Genomic DNA, 15,538 nt, shown 5'->3' with positions numbered 1-15,538 from the left:
GAGGAATGAAACGTGAAACTAACAGGTAAACAATCTTGGGTTTTTGAGCACAAGCTTTACGTCAATGCAGAGGGAACAGCTGCAGGGCCGAAAGAAAAAGAAGGACCGATTGGTCATTTAATTGATAAAACGTATGACGAAATGCATTGTGATCAAAAGAACTGGGAAATGGCTGAAAGAAAACTGATGGAAGATGCGATATCCAGTGCTTTATCAAAAGCAAATTTGCAAAAAAGCGATATTGATCTATTGCTGGCAGGAGATTTACTTAATCAAAACGTCACAGCAAACTATGTGGCGAGAGAACTAAAAATCCCGTTTCTATGTTTGTTTGGGGCATGCTCAACCTCAATGGAATCGGTCGCCATTGCGTCAGCACTCATTGATGGCGGTTTTGCCAATAGAGCCATTGCAGCGACAAGCAGTCATAATGCAACGGCAGAACGCCAATTTCGTAATCCAACAGAATACGGCGGACAAAAGCCAGATACAGCCACAAGTACCGTCACTGGGAGCGGAGCCGTTATTATTAGCCAGGAGACCTCTCCAATTCAAATTACAAGCGCTACAGTAGGCAGGGTGATGGATCTTGGAATTACAGATCCATTTGACATGGGATCGGCCATGGCTCCGGCAGCGGCAGATACCATCAAGCAGCATTTAGAAGACCTCGGAAGAACGGTGGACGATTACGATCTGATTTTAACAGGGGATTTATCTGGTATTGGTTCACCAATCTTAAAGGATCTTCTGAAGGAAGAAGGCATTCAGCTTGGGAGGAAGCATGATGATTGCGGTTTAATCATCTATACACCCGATCAAAATGTATTCGCTGGTGGGAGCGGCTGTGCTTGTTCAGCTGTTGTGACATTTAGTCACATTTTTCAAGAAATGAAAGCAGGAAATCTGCAAAGAGTACTCGTTGTGGCAACCGGAGCGCTTCTAAGTCCAATGATGGTCCAGCAAAAAGAGACCATTCCAACCATTGCGCACGGTGTCGTATTTGAGCGTGCAGGAGGAGAGAGCTAATGGATTATCTTATCGCTTTTGTTGCAGGCGGACTTATTTGCGTCATTGGTCAGCTTTTACTAGACATACTCAAACTTACGCCTGCACATGTCATGACCACCTTTGTTGTGGCGGGCACCATCTTAGACGGATTCGGTATTTATGATAAATTTATTGAATTTGCGGGTGCGGGCGCAACCGTACCAATCGTCAGCTTTGGTCATAGCTTGCTTCATGGAGCGATGCATCAGGCAGATGTACACGGGTTCATCGGAATCGGGATCGGTATTTTTGAATTAACTTCTGCTGGAATTTCAGCTGCGATTTTATTCTCATTTATTATCGCTCTTATCTTTAAACCGAAAGGATAACCTAATATGGGGCAAAGACGAAAAGTCATTTTAGTGACAGACGGAGATATATATGCTGCCAAAACCATTGAGCTTGCTGCTAAAAATGTCGGTGGGCGATGTATTTCCAGCTCAAAAGGAAATCCAAGCAAACGAACAGGACCTGAACTTGTGCAGATGATTTTAAAAACGCCGAATGATCCAGTGTTTGTCATGTTTGATGATTCTGGCCTGACAGGTGAAGGAACAGGGGAGATAGCGATGAAGCATGTGGCGCGTCATCCTAAAATTGAAGTCATTGGGGCGATCGCCGTTGCATCCAAAACGCATCAAGCTGAATGGACAAAGGTTCATGTTTCCATTGACCGGGAGGGTGAACTGACAGAATACGGTGTCGACAAGCATGGTCTTCCCGAAATGGAGCCTCATAAAATGAGCGGAGATACCGTGTATTGTCTTGACTCGCTCGATCTGCCGTTTGTTGTTGGAATTGGAGATATTGGCAAAATGGGACGGAAAGATGATCTGAGCAAAGGATCTCCGATCACAATGAAAGCAGTTGAATTAATTTTAGAAAGGAGTGGTTTCCATGAAGAAAGACAAGGTAAACGTGTACCGAGATCCGAAGAAAAATGAAGATTACTTTAAAGAAAATGTCGGAATGGGTCTCAGCTTTGACCTTGGCGTGCGGAAAATTTATATACACGATCAGGAAATCCAACTTTACTATGTAAATGGACTGTGTGATACACAGTATGTCATCTACTTATTAAAAGAGCTAGTTGAAATCAATGACAACGAACCTGAATCAGATGACATGGCCCGTGTGATTGAGAATCGTCTTGTCAATCAGCAGGTCTCAAAGGTTGAAACACTTGATGAAGCGGTAGACCAAGTGCTGTCGGGCCTTGTGGCAGTTGTAGTTGAAGGTGAAAACTACGCATTTATCATTGATGTTAGAAGCTATCCTGGCAGAATGCCTGAGGAGCCGGATACAGAAAAGGTTGTCCGGGGAGCAAGGGACGGCTTTGTTGAAAACATTATTGTGAATACAGCGCTGATTCGAAGAAGAGTACGGGATGAAAAGCTGCGATACAAAATGCTCAAAGTAGGCGAACGTTCAAAAGCGGATGTCTGTGTTTGCTATATTGAAGATATTGCAGACCCGGATCTTGTAGATATTATAGAAAAAGAAGTATCAGGAATCAAAGTCGATGGGCTGACGATGTCTGATAAAACGATTGAAGAATTCATTATTAAACAAGGATACAATCCCTTTCCCCTTGTACGTTACACCGAGCGTCCAGATGTCGCCGCTAACCATATACTAGAAGGGCATGTCATCATTATTACGGATACATCTCCTAGTGTCATCATTACGCCAACCACCATTTTTCACCACGTTCAACATGCAGAAGAATACCGCCAAGCACCTGCAGTTGGTACGTTCCTAAGATGGGTACGCTTTTTAGGCATTTTATGTTCAACGTTTCTTTTACCAATTTGGTTTCTGTTTATCCTTGAACCAAGTCTTCTGCCAGATAATTTAAGCTATATTGGCTTTAACAAACCATCCCATATCCCAGTGATTTTACAAGTATTTCTAGCTGATTTTGGGGTAGAATTTTTAAGGATGGCTGCAATTCATACGCCAACTGCATTGTCGACCGCCATGGGGCTGATTGCGGCTGTTTTAATTGGGCAAATTGCCATTGATGTCGGTTTATTTACACCAGAGGTCATTTTATACGTCTCACTAGCGGCAATCGGTACATTTACAACCCCAAGCTATGAGCTGAGTGTCGCCAATAAGATTGTACGACTCATCATATTAGCGCTCGTGGCGATCTTTAAGCTGAATGGACTCATCATTGGTTTTACGTTGTTACTCATCTACTTAACATCCATTCGTTCATTGCAGACGCCTTATATGTGGCCATTTCTTCCTTTTAACGGGAAGGCTTTGTGGCAAGTGCTGATTCGGACGTCTGTTCCTGGCTCAAAAGTAAGGCCAAGCATTGTTCACCCTCAAAACAGATCAAAAATTCCGCCAAATTCTTAACGCTCATTGAAAGTGGCTGAAGATTGTGATATTGTATTTTTAACTTTGAGAAACGGCAAAAAGGCAGCTCACGCAGCTGTCTTTTTTCAGCCGAGGCGGAGAAAGAGGGAATGACATTGTATTTACACGGCACTTGCAGACAAAATGAACTCGGTCATTTAGAAATTGGTGGTGTTGATGCCGTTTCTTTAGCTGAAACGTATGGGACACCACTTTATGTATATGATGTGGCTTTAATACGGGAGCGTGCAAAAAGCTTTCAAAAAGCATTTATAGAAGAAGAGTTAAAAGCGCAGGTAGCATATGCGAGTAAAGCATTTTCCTCCATCGCGATGTTTCAGCTTGCCAAGGAAGAAGGATTATCTCTTGATGTCGTATCAGGCGGGGAGCTTCACACAGCCATTTGCGCTGGGTTTCCGGTAGAAAAAATTCATTTCCATGGCAACAATAAAAGTAGAGATGAATTAAAAATGGCGTTAGAGCACGAGATCGGCTGTATCGTTGTAGATAATTTCTACGAAATGAAGCTCATTGAAGAGCTTGGTCAAGAGCTGTCAAAACAGGTGAAAGTGCTGCTCCGTATCACACCAGGTGTCGAAGCGCATACGCATGATTACATTACAACAGGCCAAGAGGATTCCAAATTTGGCTTTGACCTTCACAATGGACAAGCAGATGAAGCGGTGAAACAAGTGCTTGGATCAGAAGTGATCGAACTGTTAGGCGTTCATTGCCATATCGGATCACAAATATTTGATACAGCTGGTTTTGTCCTTGCAGCAGACAAGATCTTTTTGAAGCTGGAAGAATGGAGAGAATCATTTGGTTTTATTTCGACCGTGTTAAACTTAGGCGGCGGCTTTGGCATCCGTTATACAGAAGAAGATGAACCACTTCCTGCGACAGAATACGTCGAGAAAATTATCCAAGCTGTAAAAGAGAACGTGACACGCTATGAGTTTGATATACCGGAGATTTGGATTGAGCCAGGCCGCTCTCTTGTTGGTGACGCAGGAACAACGCTTTATACGATCGGCTCATCAAAACACGTACCTGGCATTCGCGATTATGTTGCGGTAGATGGGGGAATGAGTGACAACATTCGTCCAGCATTATATCAAGCGAAATATGAAGCGGCAAGTGCCAACAAAATGAGCCAATCGCACAATCAAACAGTTTCTATTGCAGGGAAATGCTGTGAAAGCGGAGATATGCTTATTTGGGATATCGATCTGCCAGAGTTATCACAAGGAGATTTATTAGCTGTCTTTTGTACCGGAGCTTACGGCTACAGTATGTCAAATAACTATAACCGCATCCCGCGTCCGGCTGTTGTATTTGTAGAAGACGGGGAAGCGCAGCTTGTGGTTGAACGTGAAACATATGCGGACATTGTCAAACTTGATTTACCTTATCAATCAAAAGTGAAATCATCTACGTAAAAAAGCTGCCTGTACATCAGGCAGCTTTTTATAATGACTTATTTACCTCCAGTAAATACAGAGACGATCGCGTTCCAAATGGAGACAAAGAAATCCCAAATCTTTTGAAGTAGGTTTTTCCCTTCATCTGATTCTATGAATTTCGTAATCTTGTCTTTTGCTTTATCGATTTGAGATCCTACCTGGTTCCAATCGATATTGATGTTCTTCATTTTATCGAATAGTGAAATAAGCTGATCCTTTTGATCTTGCGTTAGATTTAAGTTTAAATCAGAAGCAGCCTGATCCACTTTTTCTTCTACTTCTTTTGTTGTTTTAGGGACACCATTTTTCGCAATGTCATCTTTGATTTTTGCAATAAGGGCAGAAGCATTGTCTTTCCCGATAGAGTCACCCAATTTAGACGTTGTCACAAGCTCTTCGTTTGCTACCTGCTTCACATCTTCTGGAATGGCTTTGTCGCTAGACACTTCATAGGCTTTTAATAAACCTGTCAGTGCGGCTGTCCCAGAAACTTCAAACGGTGCAGTCACAACAACCTTGGCATCCTTGACACCGGCTGTCATTAAAGCATTTAAATACATCTCATCTGTAATGGTCTTGATGTTATGTGTATCCACAGTCAGACCAGTACCTGATTTTTCAATGGTGATAGATGAAGATGATAATGCTCTCGTCCCGATAGAAGAACGGGGGATATACTTTCCTAAATATTCATGCTCTTCTTTATTGGTTACTTCAATTTTTGTCGCATTTTCAGGTGGATTCAACTCGTCAAGCACCTTTTGGCGATCAGCCGGAGTTAAGTCTTGCCCAAGTGTGACGATGACATCGCCGACAGCTGCATCCGCTAAGCTGACTTTTGGCGCACCAATGAGGAAAAGGAGCGCTGCCATCATACTAAGCATTGATTTTTTAAACATGTTGACCTCCTTCAAGTCGAAAGGGTTCCTCTTTCAAGAGAAACTCATCTTTTGAGTACACGTAAAGAAATGTACTCCATCATATAGACGTAACAAATCGATTCGACGTTTCAATTTTCTTTTTAAGATGTTTTCCTTTTCCAATAAATAAAGACCTGTTGCTCATTCTGTTATCAATTTAATAGGAAAAAAGGATCAAGCTCTTCTATTGTATCAATCCTAAGAAAAGAGGTAAATCACAATCAAAGAGCAGGGGATGTTTAACATGACCGAAAATGTGCTATAATGAGCGTTGTTTAACCTGAAAGGAGAATGTGAAAAATGGCAAAAAAAGGATACATACAACTAACGAATGGTAAGAAACTTGAGTTTGAACTATACCCAGAGGCTGCTCCAGGTACAGTAGCAAACTTTGAAAAATTAGCGAATGAAGGCTTCTACGATGGATTGAAATTCCACCGCGTCATCCCAGGCTTCGTAAGCCAAGGTGGCGATCCAAACGGTAATGGAACAGGCGGTCCTGGTTACACAATTAAATGTGAAACAGAAGGGAATCCACATCAACACGAAAGAGGTTCATTATCAATGGCGCATGCTGGTAAAGACACGGGCGGCAGCCAATTCTTTATCGTCCATGACCCGCAGCCGCACTTAAACGGTGTTCACACTGTTTTTGGCAAAGTAATATCTGGTATCGAGGCTGTTCTAGATATGGAACAAGGCCAAGGAATGGAAAAAGTCGAAGTTTTCGATGCTTAATCCAAAACACCGCTTAAACGCGGTGTTTTTTTATTATCAATCTGATTTTACGGTTATTTGTTCCGTGAGGCGGTAGGTGATGAACCAATAAAAAAGGGCAATAGCGCTAACAGAGGCGCCAAATAAACATACTCCGCTCCAGCCATTGTTTGCGTATATGCTAGTGGAAGCAATGGAACCAGTCGCACTGCCGATGGAGTAAAAAATCATATAAGCAGCAGTGAGCCGGCTTCTCGCCTCAGGCAGCACTGTGAAAATCATACTTTGGTTGGTCACATGTACGGCCTGCACAGATAGGTCAAGAATAATAATACCGATGATTAATAAAATGAGTGAATATTCAGTGAAAAAGATAAAAAACCATGAAACGAATAATAGGACAAGGGCTATACAAGTTGTTAATTGTCCTAAGCCTCGATCAGCAAGGCTTCCTGCCCGAGTAGCGCCTAATGCTCCGGCAACTCCAGCAAGACCAAATGCACCGATCGCCGTATGTGAAAGATTGTGTGGCGAGCTGCTGAGAGACAGCACGAGCGAAGTCCACAACGTACCAAACACGATAAAGATCAGAAAACCCAGTATGCCTCGGATGCGCAGAATTTGTTCTTGTCTGAACAATGTAAACATTGAAGCAAGCAGCTTCATATAGGATATTGACGCTCTCTCGCTATCAGCCCGCGGGAGATACCGGTATAACACGGAGGTTATGATGAGCATCATAACGGCAGACACGAGATAGACTGACCTCCAGCCGGCGAGATCGGTTAGTACACCAGCAAACGTTCGTGCGAGAAGAATACCAATCACAATGCCACTTTGAACCAAGCCCACGATACGGCCTCGTTCTTCAGGAGCAGCCCATGTCGCTACGAACGCTACGAGTACCTGAGTGACCACAGCAAGCATGCCGACGGAAGCCAGCCCTATAAACAGGACGGTGGCAGTAGGGGCGATGCCGACTACAATCAGAGATAACACGGATACTAGCATCTGAGCCATGATGAGCCGCCTTTGATTGAACAGGTCACCAAGTGGTACGATCAGTAGCAGTCCTAGTGCATAACAAAGCTGAGTAATCGTAATGACAATGCCAATGGATGAATAGGTGATACCAAACTCGGATGCGAGGGAGTCTAATAACGGTTGTGCAAAGTATATGTTTGCAACTGCCATCCCGCAGGCTGACGCAAAAAGCAGAGCCATATAGCGAGTCATCGCTTGCTTCGGTTTGTTTTGTAAATGAGCCGTTTCCAAATCAAGATGTTCTATGGAAGTGATTCTTTCTTTCACCATGCATGTCGTCGTCTCCTTTTGTACTAAAAAGTATAATATACTGATCGATATATTATGATTCCTGTTAAGGATAACCAACAAAACATTTTAAAGTCAATACTTTCATCTTGAAAGAGGAAGGAAATTTGACAATCATACGTCGATAAAATAAAATTATAATGTACCGATTGGTAATCAAATAGACAATAATATCAAAAAATAGATACCTGACTTTGTGAAGAAATTTTAATGTTGAAATGAGGAATTGCTGATGGTTCGACAACGGGAATTTGACAAGGAAAAAGCATTGGATGAGGCAATGGTGCTTTTTTGGGAAAAGGGGTATAGGGCCACTACATTAAGCGATTTGACTGAAAAAATGGGAATACAGCGGCCAAGTTTATACTCAGCGTTTGGAGATAAAGAGGAATTATTTGAGGCTGCATTACGCAAATATACAAAGCAGCATGCTGCCCATATTCGAACAAAACTTCAAAACAAACTTTCTGTCAAGGAAGCATTTCATACATTATTTGCAGATTTAGTAGAAGAGGAATATAGAGATGGTCCGAGTAAAGGGTGTTTTTGCATCAATACAATAGTGGAACTTGCGCCACACGAAGAGAAATTTGAAATTCTGACAAGAGAGCATCAGATGTATCTTTCCGTTATTTTCGAAGAAAGAATTGTTCAAGGTATTCGCTCGGGTGAGCTCAAAAGTAGCCTGAATGCTAAAGCTTTAGCACAAACACTGGTCGTTTCTTTCATAGGACTGACCGTCCTCATGAAATCTCGTCCAGAACGTTCATTTGTAGATCATTCTGTAGCGACGATACTTTCCATATTAAAATAATGACAACATGCTATGGTATCCTCCTTCAATAAGAGTGATAGCGTATTTTGAACTAAATATCAAAATACGCTTTTTCTTTTAGGACAGTGGTGGACAAAATTCGATTTTGTGATATGATAAGAGAACAAACATTCGTATTTGTGGGTGTCGCCACATTGTCAGTACAAATCTAAAAAGCGTGGTCAGGCTGAAAGAAAGCAGGAGATAATTTGAAACCATTAACAAAAGAAGAAAAAAATCAAATGATGATTGCCATTCAGCGTTACTTTGCCGAAGAACGAGAAGAAGAAATTGGTGAATTAGCAGCCATCAATATACTAGAATTTATCACAAAAAACCTTGGAAGCTACTATTATAATCAAGGGGTTCGTGACAGCCGGAACATCGCTGTTCAGAGATCGCAATTGTTAGAGGAAGATTTATTTGCACTCGAAAAAAGATGATCATCAATAATGTGCGCCTTGCTAACTGATAAAGAGGAAAGAGACCCCCTTAATAAAGAACGCATATTCGTATCATATGTAATGATGAAAAGGTGGAACCAAAAGTCCATCTCAATCGTTATATAAGTAACCATTAATGGAAAACAGCTTTTTTGGTTTTATTTCATCAAAAGAAGGAATAAAACATACAAATAGGCGAAGTGCAGATGATGGAGGTTCTAAATATGGGGAAAATTAAATTGAAAATGGCCATCTTATTTGTTTTACTGCTTTGTTTAGGCGCAGGTTATTTATACATGAATGGCATGAAAATTGAAGATGTGCCAACAGCCATTGGTGAAAGCTTAACAAATAATGATAAAGATTATACCATCTATGAATATACCATTACGAAAATTGACGGAGATGAATATTACGGTCAAGCAAAAAACGGCACAAAAATCATTTTTAGTGGAAAGAAGTTCGAAGATGATGTGGCCGACTTGAAGAAAGGTGATCGTATTAAAGCCTACTTTAGTAATGAAAAGAGAATAGATGGTCTTATAAAAGTAGTAAAAGTCGTTAATTAACAAGTCTCCTTTCCTATAAGGAGGCTTTTTTTGTGAGAAATCTTGATTGTTGCATTTGACAACAAGGATCGCTATAATAGCCCCTAAGGACAGCTAAATATCGATTGTATCCTTCGGGGCAGGGTGAAAATCCCGACCGACGGTAATAAAGCAAATGCTTTACAGCCCGTGACCCGTTAATTTATTAACGGTTGATTCAGTGAAAAGCTGAAGCCGACAGTGAAAGTCTGGATGGGAGAAGGATAAAGAAAGCTATGAACGAAAAATATTTATCGATCATAGTTTTATTTCTGATGCAAAAAAGCCACAGCCCCGGAATTTTTCCGGGGCTTTCTGTATGTTCATGTAGTGAATAGACCGGCATGCAGTGTTTATTAGGTGATCCCTCATCTACCTTGTATGGACCATAAAAAGCGACGAAGGTGCTCAATCGATCACATGTCCCTAACATCGCTTTTTTAAAAAGTGAGAAATACAAATGAAAAGAAAGGGAGGATCACATGTTTACGGGGATAATTGAAGAAGTAGGTGCAGTTCAGTCATTAAGCAAAAAGTCAGCAGATGCCATAGAAATTGTCATTCAGTGCAGCCGTGTGCTAGAAGATGTTCACCTCGGAGACAGTATTGCGATCAATGGTGTATGTCTTACAGTCACAAGCTTTACAAAAGCACAGTTCGCAGCAGATGTGATGCCAGAAACGGTCAAAGCGACATCACTGGATCAGCTGACATCAGGCAGTCCAGTGAATTTAGAGCGGGCCATGTCCTCGAATGGACGATTCGGAGGTCATTTTGTCTCAGGCCATGTTGACGGGACGGCAGTCATTACCCGAATAGAAAAGAAAAGTAATGCTATTTACTATGATTTAGAGATGGACAAGACCCTCACAGATATGCTCGCGCAAAAGGGTTCGATCGCAATAGATGGTGTCAGCTTAACCATTTTCGATTTGCAAGATTCACACGTCACAGTCTCTATTATTCCTCATACGCTTGAAGGAACTATTTTCCCGACTAAATCTATGGGAGAGATCGTGAATATAGAGTGTGACATGATCGGTAAATACATCTATCGCTTTTTAACAAAAGAACAAGGCGGAAAGCAGCCATCCCGATTGACCCCATCATTTTTAAAAGAGCACGGATTCTAGGAGGCGATTGTATGTATCATTTAGTAGAAGAAGCAGTAAATGCTCTGAAAGAAGGAGAAATCATTATCGTAGTGGATGATGAAGACAGAGAAAACGAAGGAGATTTTGTGGCACTTGCTGAGCATGCCACGCCTGAAGTGATTAACTTTATGGCTTTACATGGAAGAGGTCTCATTTGTACACCGGTCCATGCGTCGATTGCCAAACACCTGAACCTGCATCCAATGGTAGAACAAAATACAGATGCACACCATACAGCTTTTACAGTGAGCATCGATCATGTGACAACGACGACTGGTATTAGTGCTTTTGAGCGCTCTACGACCATGCTTGCCATGTTAAATAAAGACGCAACACCAGAAGAATTTGCCCGCCCAGGTCATGTATTTCCGCTCATTGCAAAAGAAGGCGGCGTACTAGAAAGACCAGGTCATACAGAGGCGGCGGTAGATCTTGCGAAACTGGCAGGTTCAGAGCCAGCGGGTGTCATTTGTGAAATCATGAATGTAGATGGCTCAATGGCGCGTGTTCCAGAACTAAAAGAAATCCAAAAACAGCACGGTTTAAAGATGCTGACAATAGAAGCATTGCAAACCTATTTAAATAATAAAGAAACAGCAGCTATCGAAACAAAATAAAAAATCACAAAAAAGGATGATCAACATATGAATACAATACAAGGGCATGTAGTAGCAGAAGGATTAAAATTTGCAATTGTCGTCGCGAGATTTAATGATTTTATTACAAGTAAACTGCTTGACGGAGCAGAAGATACATTGCTCAGACACGGAGCAAACGGTGACGATATTGATGTCGTGTGGGTACCGGGTGCTTTTGAAATTCCGTACATGGCAAAAAAACTAGCTGAAACAGAGAAATATGATGCTGTCATTACACTTGGAACTGTAATCAGGGGCGCAACAACTCACTACGATTATGTTTGTAATGAAGCCGCTAAAGGAATTGCTCAAAGTGCCATGTCAACAGGAGTACCGATTATCTTTGGTGTACTAACAACAGAATCCATTGAACAAGCTATCGAAAGAGCCGGTACAAAAGCTGGAAATAAAGGCAGCGAATCGGCTGCAGCTGCCATTGAAATGGCGAATCTCAACCGTACCTTTCGTTAATTTAGTGAAAAAGAGTTTAAAAACGGTATAAAAATGTTTATAATGTGTGATGAGCAAATGATTCGTGAGACATTTGCTGGACATAAGGATAATTTGAATATTGAGGGGTATATATGTTAATTCGTTATAAGAGGTCTTTTGAAAAAATTGCCATGGGGCTACTCTCCTTCATGCCGGGTGAGAAAGACGTCAAACAGCTTCAGCAGACGATGAAGTCATATGAAATGGATGAAAATCGGCAGCTGTTCCTTTGGAAAGATGGCGAGGATATCGTAGGTGCTATTGGTGTGTTGAAAACAGACGACCAAGTACAAATCGAGCATATTAGTGTGAATCCATCCCATCGAGATCAAGGAATCGGCAAGGAAATGGTTTTAGCCGTGGAAGAGGTATTCAAAACCAAAACACTCATTCCAAATGAATTAACGCAAGGCTTCTTTCATAGGTGTCACAGCGAAACAAATTAAATATCACACATGTAAAAGCAGAGGCTACAGTCCTCTGCTTTTTTTACGTTCGATTTGCTTTTTTCGTTCAAGCAATACATCTGTCCGGTCACGCAGTCTATGTTTTTCGATCAAAAATGTGTGGGATAAGTTGCTCTCCTGGCCAAAGATCAGTCCGTCTTTTTGAGCCATTTCTTGGCATAGAGACAGGAGCGCTTCATCTTTAATCGGGAGCATCACACTTTCGTAGGGCATGTCTTCAGCCATTTTCTTCTTCAGCGTTCTCAGAAGTTTGAGAAACGCCTCATCATCCAGACCGAGGTTCGATAATACGGGCCGGTTTGCTTCCAGCAAGTGGAGGCTATTTGAAATGAGCCGTTTTGCACCTTTTCCATTTCCCCGTCTTTGATGATACAAAGCAACGGCAAGCTGAATGAAGCCAACCCAATATTCTTTGCGCTGCTCAGGCGGGTCTTCCTTCCAATATTCCTCAAGAATTTCATGACACTCAAAATAATCTCTTGTCGTATGAAATTCATGTAAAAAAGCCACGTACGCTTCAGGATACACAGTGGTCATCTCCTTTTCCACTCTCAGTCTAACATATTGAAAAGAAAAGAAGAAAGAGCGCCCTTCGTGAAAGGACGCTCTGTTTCTTTAATAAACCCAAGCCGCGCCAACGATGATCAGCAAGATGAAAAGCACGACAATAAGCGCGAAACCTCCGCCAAAGTTATAGCCATCTCCCATAATGATACGGCCTCCTTTTTCATCAGTTCTGTTTACAATGGTATTCTATGTATAAATGCCCTAAGTGGTATGGGCGAAACCACTGTTTTTCTTATTTTGCCTAGGACATCATGGTCGAAATTATATTGGACGAGAGCTTTATCCTGTCTTATACTAAAGGTTAGCCGGTGAAACGGTACTTAGAAGACAGTAGAAATGGTGAGAAAAAATGCTGGAATATCAGGTGAAAATAGATTCGTTTGAAGGTCCATTGGACTTACTTTTACATTTAATCAACCGGTTGGAAATTGATATTTATGATATTCCCGTTGCTAAAATTACGGAGCAGTATTTATTATATGTCCATACCATGAGGGAGCTTGAACTTGATGTGGCAAGTGAATATTTGGTGATGGCTGCAACCCTCCTGAGTATTAAAAGCAGAATGCTCCTTCCGAAACAAGAGGAAGAGCTATTTGATGAAGACTTGCTTGAAGAGGAAGAGGACCCTCGAGAAGAGCTGATTGGCAAACTGATTGAATACCGAAAGTATAAAGATGCAGCACAAGAACTAAAGGAACGCGAGGAAGAAAGGCAAAATGCCTTTACAAAACCTCCGAGTGATTTAAGCGAATTTGCAAAAGAATCGGAAGCGAAGGACACAAACCTGCATGTCACGGTGTATGATATGTTAGGTGCGTTCCAAAAGGTATTGAACCGAAAGAAAATAACGAAACCAGCACCATCTAGGATTACAAGACAAGAAATCCCGATTGAAGACAAAATGAATGAGATTATGAACCATTTAAGAAAAACGAAAAAGCGGACCAATTTCATGACTCTATTTCAACATGATCAAAAGGAGCACCTTGTCGTGACGTTTCTTGCTGTTCTTGAATTGATGAAAGGTCATCAAATCATGTTAGAGCAGGAAGGAAACTTTGAAGACATTTATATTATAGGGAGTGAAACGATTCATGACGCTTGATATCGTGAATTGGAAAGCCATCATAGAAGCGCTGCTTTATGCAGCAGGTGACGAAGGCTTAACAAAAAAACAGCTCATGTCTGTTCTTGAAGTAGAAGAGGCAGCGTTACTCGATATGATGTCTGCCGTAAAGGAAGAATATCAAAAACAAGAACGAGGAATTGAGCTCATTGAATATGCAGATTCATATATGCTGCTGACGAAAAAGGAATACAGCATTTATTTGAAAAAATTAGTCGAGACCCCATCCAAAGGTTTGTCTCAGGCAGCGCTTGAAGTACTCGCAATCGTTTCTTATAAACAGCCGATCACACGCAGTGAGGTAGAAGAAATCAGAGGAGTCAAATCAGAGCGGGTGCTTCATAGTTTAGTAGCCAAAGCGCTGCTCTGTGAAGTTGGACGTGCCGATGGCCCTGGGCGAGCAATTCTTTATGGGACAACACCTACCTTTTTAGAGCAGTTTGGCTTAAAGGCATTGGATGAATTACCGCCACTTCCAGAGAATGTGGAAGCAGATGGTGTACAAGAAGAAGCTGATCTATTTTTTGAAAACTTCAATCAAACATTTGAAGAGATAAAATAGTTCAAAAGAATGAAAAATGTATGATAAAATATAAAAAAGATTTTAGGTCTAACATCTATTGATGTCAGATAAAATGGTCATAAAGCCATGAGGGGAAGGTAAACACAAAACAAATGGCACATATGAATGTAAAGGCTCAAGTTGATCAAGCAGGCGTCTTTTTATCAAAGGTTGCAACTGAAATGAATGGTTTTCTGAACGAAGCTACCTTATCAAGTATGAAACGATTAAACCCTGAAGCGGAAGCCTATTATTGTGACATATTGAATACATTACGGAAGCTTGCAGTGTACAGCGAGGATGCAGCGGCAGTTTGCAGGAAAATCAGCCAGCAGCAGACATTCCCGCAGCAAGCCGCGCAGCAGACGCTTCACCGTATTTATCATCAATGTATTGAAGAGTTTTTCACGCCGAAAAAGGATACATGGTATGAAGACAGCCGTTCCGCATATACAGGAAAGAGCAGCATTGTTTTCCACCATGAAGTATCCGCTGAGATCAAACGATTATTTTCTTCATTAGAAAAAGATTTTTTAGCGATGAGAGAAGAGCTAGAATATACGACATCTCATCAGCAAATGAAAATGGTATAAGCAAGAGGAAGGAGCGTCTCTACATATAGAGACGCTCAGCGTGTAGACAAACCCTCGCATTCGTTGTCAGTCCTGCGTGCTGGTGCTCACGAATGTCAAATTCGCTCCGCGCCAGTACTCGTCCTTCCTAGACTGCAAAGGTTTTCTATCACGCTGAAAAGAAGACAAAGGGCTAAAATAAGGTTCATTTTAGCCCTTTGTCGACAATCTGAGCGTCTCTACATATAGAGACGCTTT

The 15,538-nt window shown here is 41.5% G+C and carries 19 protein-coding genes, 1 pseudogene and 1 riboswitch; of the genes and pseudogenes, 16 read left to right on the top strand and 4 right to left on the bottom strand.

All coding sequences use genetic code 11. The features are described from left to right. The first annotated feature begins 12 nt into the window (after positions 1–12). The 5 genes from spoVAD to lysA all read left to right on the top strand — a co-directional run bounded on the left by spoVAD (position 13) and on the right by lysA (position 4,862). Positions 13–1,029 (top strand): stage V sporulation protein AD, encoded by a 1,017-nt coding sequence (gene spoVAD, locus NSS78_RS10830; protein WP_003215736.1) that lies wholly within the window; start codon positions 13–15, stop codon positions 1,027–1,029. Further along, positions 1,029–1,379: a stage V sporulation protein AE gene (gene spoVAE / locus NSS78_RS10825; protein ID WP_003215479.1), complete on the top strand. Its 351-nt coding sequence runs from the start codon at positions 1,029–1,031 to the stop codon at positions 1,377–1,379. The genes spoVAD and spoVAE overlap by 1 nt, the downstream gene beginning before the upstream one ends. A 6-nt stretch (positions 1,380–1,385) precedes the next feature. Continuing rightward, entirely contained in the window at positions 1,386–1,994 is a 609-nt protein-coding gene (locus NSS78_RS10820; RefSeq protein ID WP_309216891.1) for a stage V sporulation protein AE, read from the top strand. Continuing rightward, entirely contained in the window at positions 1,939–3,420 is a 1,482-nt protein-coding gene (locus NSS78_RS10815) for a spore germination protein (RefSeq protein WP_106918382.1), read from the top strand. The genes NSS78_RS10820 and NSS78_RS10815 overlap by 56 nt, the downstream gene beginning before the upstream one ends. A 116-nt stretch (positions 3,421–3,536) precedes the next feature. Further along, complete coding sequence (gene lysA, locus NSS78_RS10810) at positions 3,537–4,862, top strand: diaminopimelate decarboxylase (protein ID WP_268458455.1); 1,326 nt, start codon at positions 3,537–3,539, stop codon at positions 4,860–4,862. 38 nt (positions 4,863–4,900) lie between these two features. Here lysA and NSS78_RS10805 read toward each other — a convergent pair whose 3' ends face one another. Continuing rightward, positions 4,901–5,785 carry a DUF1002 domain-containing protein gene (locus NSS78_RS10805; RefSeq protein ID WP_003215933.1) on the bottom strand — a complete coding sequence of 295 codons (885 nt, stop codon included), beginning with the start codon at positions 5,783–5,785 and terminating at the stop codon, positions 4,901–4,903. Positions 5,786–6,106: 321 nt separating this feature from the next. Here NSS78_RS10805 and NSS78_RS10800 point away from each other — a divergent pair, with 321 nt between their 5' ends. Then, the gene (locus NSS78_RS10800) at positions 6,107–6,544 is read left to right on the top strand and encodes a peptidylprolyl isomerase (protein ID WP_309216890.1); all 438 of its coding nucleotides are present in this window, start codon (positions 6,107–6,109) and stop codon (positions 6,542–6,544) included. A 36-nt stretch (positions 6,545–6,580) separates the two neighbouring features. Here the strand turns inward: NSS78_RS10800 and NSS78_RS10795 are convergent, their stop codons facing one another. Continuing rightward, positions 6,581–7,837, bottom strand: coding sequence for an MFS transporter (locus NSS78_RS10795; RefSeq protein ID WP_309216889.1), 1,257 nt, complete (start codon positions 7,835–7,837; stop codon positions 6,581–6,583). Positions 7,838–8,087: 250 nt separating this feature from the next. Between NSS78_RS10795 and NSS78_RS10790 the strand changes: the two genes are divergently transcribed. From NSS78_RS10790 to NSS78_RS10760, 7 genes and pseudogenes are all read left to right on the top strand, one after another. Then, on the top strand, positions 8,088–8,669 hold the full coding sequence (locus NSS78_RS10790; protein ID WP_106032594.1) for a TetR/AcrR family transcriptional regulator: 582 nt from the start codon (positions 8,088–8,090) through the stop codon (positions 8,667–8,669). 209 nt (positions 8,670–8,878) lie between these two features. After that, positions 8,879–9,112 carry a DUF2164 domain-containing protein gene (locus tag NSS78_RS10785; protein WP_003215556.1) on the top strand — a complete coding sequence of 78 codons (234 nt, stop codon included), beginning with the start codon at positions 8,879–8,881 and terminating at the stop codon, positions 9,110–9,112. A 224-nt stretch (positions 9,113–9,336) separates the two neighbouring features. Beyond that, positions 9,337–9,681 carry a hypothetical protein gene (locus NSS78_RS10780; RefSeq protein WP_003215701.1) on the top strand — a complete coding sequence of 115 codons (345 nt, stop codon included), beginning with the start codon at positions 9,337–9,339 and terminating at the stop codon, positions 9,679–9,681. A 105-nt stretch (positions 9,682–9,786) separates the two neighbouring features. Beyond that, positions 9,787–9,928: riboswitch (FMN riboswitch) on the top strand. A 253-nt stretch (positions 9,929–10,181) separates the two neighbouring features. Next, positions 10,182–10,832 (top strand): riboflavin synthase, encoded by a 651-nt coding sequence (gene ribE / locus NSS78_RS10775; protein ID WP_212045942.1) that lies wholly within the window; start codon positions 10,182–10,184, stop codon positions 10,830–10,832. Between the two features lie 11 nt (positions 10,833–10,843). Then, positions 10,844–11,422 (top strand): annotated as a pseudogene (ribB, locus tag NSS78_RS10770) (3,4-dihydroxy-2-butanone-4-phosphate synthase); the annotation flags it as partial. Positions 11,423–11,497: 75 nt separating this feature from the next. After that, a complete protein-coding gene (gene ribE, locus NSS78_RS10765) occupies positions 11,498–11,962 on the top strand; it encodes a 6,7-dimethyl-8-ribityllumazine synthase (protein ID WP_012010433.1) in 465 nt (154 codons plus the stop codon). A 113-nt stretch (positions 11,963–12,075) separates the two neighbouring features. Beyond that, positions 12,076–12,429, top strand: coding sequence for a GNAT family N-acetyltransferase (locus tag NSS78_RS10760; RefSeq protein ID WP_106028745.1), 354 nt, complete (start codon positions 12,076–12,078; stop codon positions 12,427–12,429). 24 nt (positions 12,430–12,453) lie between these two features. Here the strand turns inward: NSS78_RS10760 and NSS78_RS10755 are convergent, their stop codons facing one another. Both NSS78_RS10755 and NSS78_RS10750 read right to left on the bottom strand, forming a co-directional pair. Then, on the bottom strand, positions 12,454–12,978 hold the full coding sequence (locus NSS78_RS10755) for a DUF309 domain-containing protein (RefSeq protein ID WP_212045943.1): 525 nt from the start codon (positions 12,976–12,978) through the stop codon (positions 12,454–12,456). 87 nt (positions 12,979–13,065) lie between these two features. Then, on the bottom strand, positions 13,066–13,158 hold the full coding sequence (locus NSS78_RS10750) for a YjcZ family sporulation protein (RefSeq protein WP_012010430.1): 93 nt from the start codon (positions 13,156–13,158) through the stop codon (positions 13,066–13,068). Positions 13,159–13,366: 208 nt separating this feature from the next. Here NSS78_RS10750 and NSS78_RS10745 point away from each other — a divergent pair, with 208 nt between their 5' ends. The 3 genes from NSS78_RS10745 to NSS78_RS10735 all read left to right on the top strand — a co-directional run bounded on the left by NSS78_RS10745 (position 13,367) and on the right by NSS78_RS10735 (position 15,301). Continuing rightward, positions 13,367–14,125 carry a segregation/condensation protein A gene (locus NSS78_RS10745; protein ID WP_050943826.1) on the top strand — a complete coding sequence of 253 codons (759 nt, stop codon included), beginning with the start codon at positions 13,367–13,369 and terminating at the stop codon, positions 14,123–14,125. Next, positions 14,115–14,708 (top strand): SMC-Scp complex subunit ScpB, encoded by a 594-nt coding sequence (gene scpB, locus NSS78_RS10740; RefSeq protein ID WP_034661126.1) that lies wholly within the window; start codon positions 14,115–14,117, stop codon positions 14,706–14,708. The genes NSS78_RS10745 and scpB overlap by 11 nt, the downstream gene beginning before the upstream one ends. 113 nt (positions 14,709–14,821) lie before the next feature. Next, positions 14,822–15,301, top strand: a complete 480-nt coding sequence (locus tag NSS78_RS10735) for a YpuI family protein (protein WP_003215803.1) — start codon at positions 14,822–14,824, stop codon at positions 15,299–15,301. Positions 15,302–15,538: the final 237 nt, after the last annotated feature.

Origin of the sequence: Bacillus sp. FSL W8-0920 (genome assembly GCF_038593215.1) — a bacterium.
GTDB lineage: Bacteria > Bacillota > Bacilli > Bacillales > Bacillaceae > Bacillus > Bacillus pumilus.
Note: the sequence above shows the minus strand (reverse complement) of the source record. Positions and strands in the feature narration are given on the sequence as shown.

Excerpts from the sequence above, each read along its gene's own strand:
- spoVAE (WP_003215479.1), top strand. The coding sequence starts at position 1,029 with ATGGATTATCTTATCGCTTTTGTTGCAGGCGGACTTATTTGCGTCATT.
- NSS78_RS10820 (WP_309216891.1), top strand. The coding sequence starts at position 1,386 with ATGGGGCAAAGACGAAAAGTCATTTTAGTGACAGACGGAGATATATAT.
- NSS78_RS10805 (WP_003215933.1), bottom strand. The coding sequence starts at position 5,785 with ATGTTTAAAAAATCAATGCTTAGTATGATGGCAGCGCTCCTTTTCCTC.
- NSS78_RS10800 (WP_309216890.1), top strand. The coding sequence starts at position 6,107 with ATGGCAAAAAAAGGATACATACAACTAACGAATGGTAAGAAACTTGAG.
- NSS78_RS10795 (WP_309216889.1), bottom strand. The coding sequence starts at position 7,837 with ATGGTGAAAGAAAGAATCACTTCCATAGAACATCTTGATTTGGAAACG.
- NSS78_RS10790 (WP_106032594.1), top strand. The coding sequence starts at position 8,088 with ATGGTTCGACAACGGGAATTTGACAAGGAAAAAGCATTGGATGAGGCA.
- NSS78_RS10780 (WP_003215701.1), top strand. The coding sequence starts at position 9,337 with ATGGGGAAAATTAAATTGAAAATGGCCATCTTATTTGTTTTACTGCTT.
- ribE (WP_212045942.1), top strand. The coding sequence starts at position 10,182 with ATGTTTACGGGGATAATTGAAGAAGTAGGTGCAGTTCAGTCATTAAGC.
- ribE (WP_012010433.1), top strand. The coding sequence starts at position 11,498 with ATGAATACAATACAAGGGCATGTAGTAGCAGAAGGATTAAAATTTGCA.
- NSS78_RS10760 (WP_106028745.1), top strand. The coding sequence starts at position 12,076 with ATGTTAATTCGTTATAAGAGGTCTTTTGAAAAAATTGCCATGGGGCTA.
- NSS78_RS10750 (WP_012010430.1), bottom strand. The coding sequence starts at position 13,158 with ATGGGAGATGGCTATAACTTTGGCGGAGGTTTCGCGCTTATTGTCGTG.
- NSS78_RS10745 (WP_050943826.1), top strand. The coding sequence starts at position 13,367 with ATGCTGGAATATCAGGTGAAAATAGATTCGTTTGAAGGTCCATTGGAC.
- scpB (WP_034661126.1), top strand. The coding sequence starts at position 14,115 with ATGACGCTTGATATCGTGAATTGGAAAGCCATCATAGAAGCGCTGCTT.
- NSS78_RS10735 (WP_003215803.1), top strand. The coding sequence starts at position 14,822 with ATGGCACATATGAATGTAAAGGCTCAAGTTGATCAAGCAGGCGTCTTT.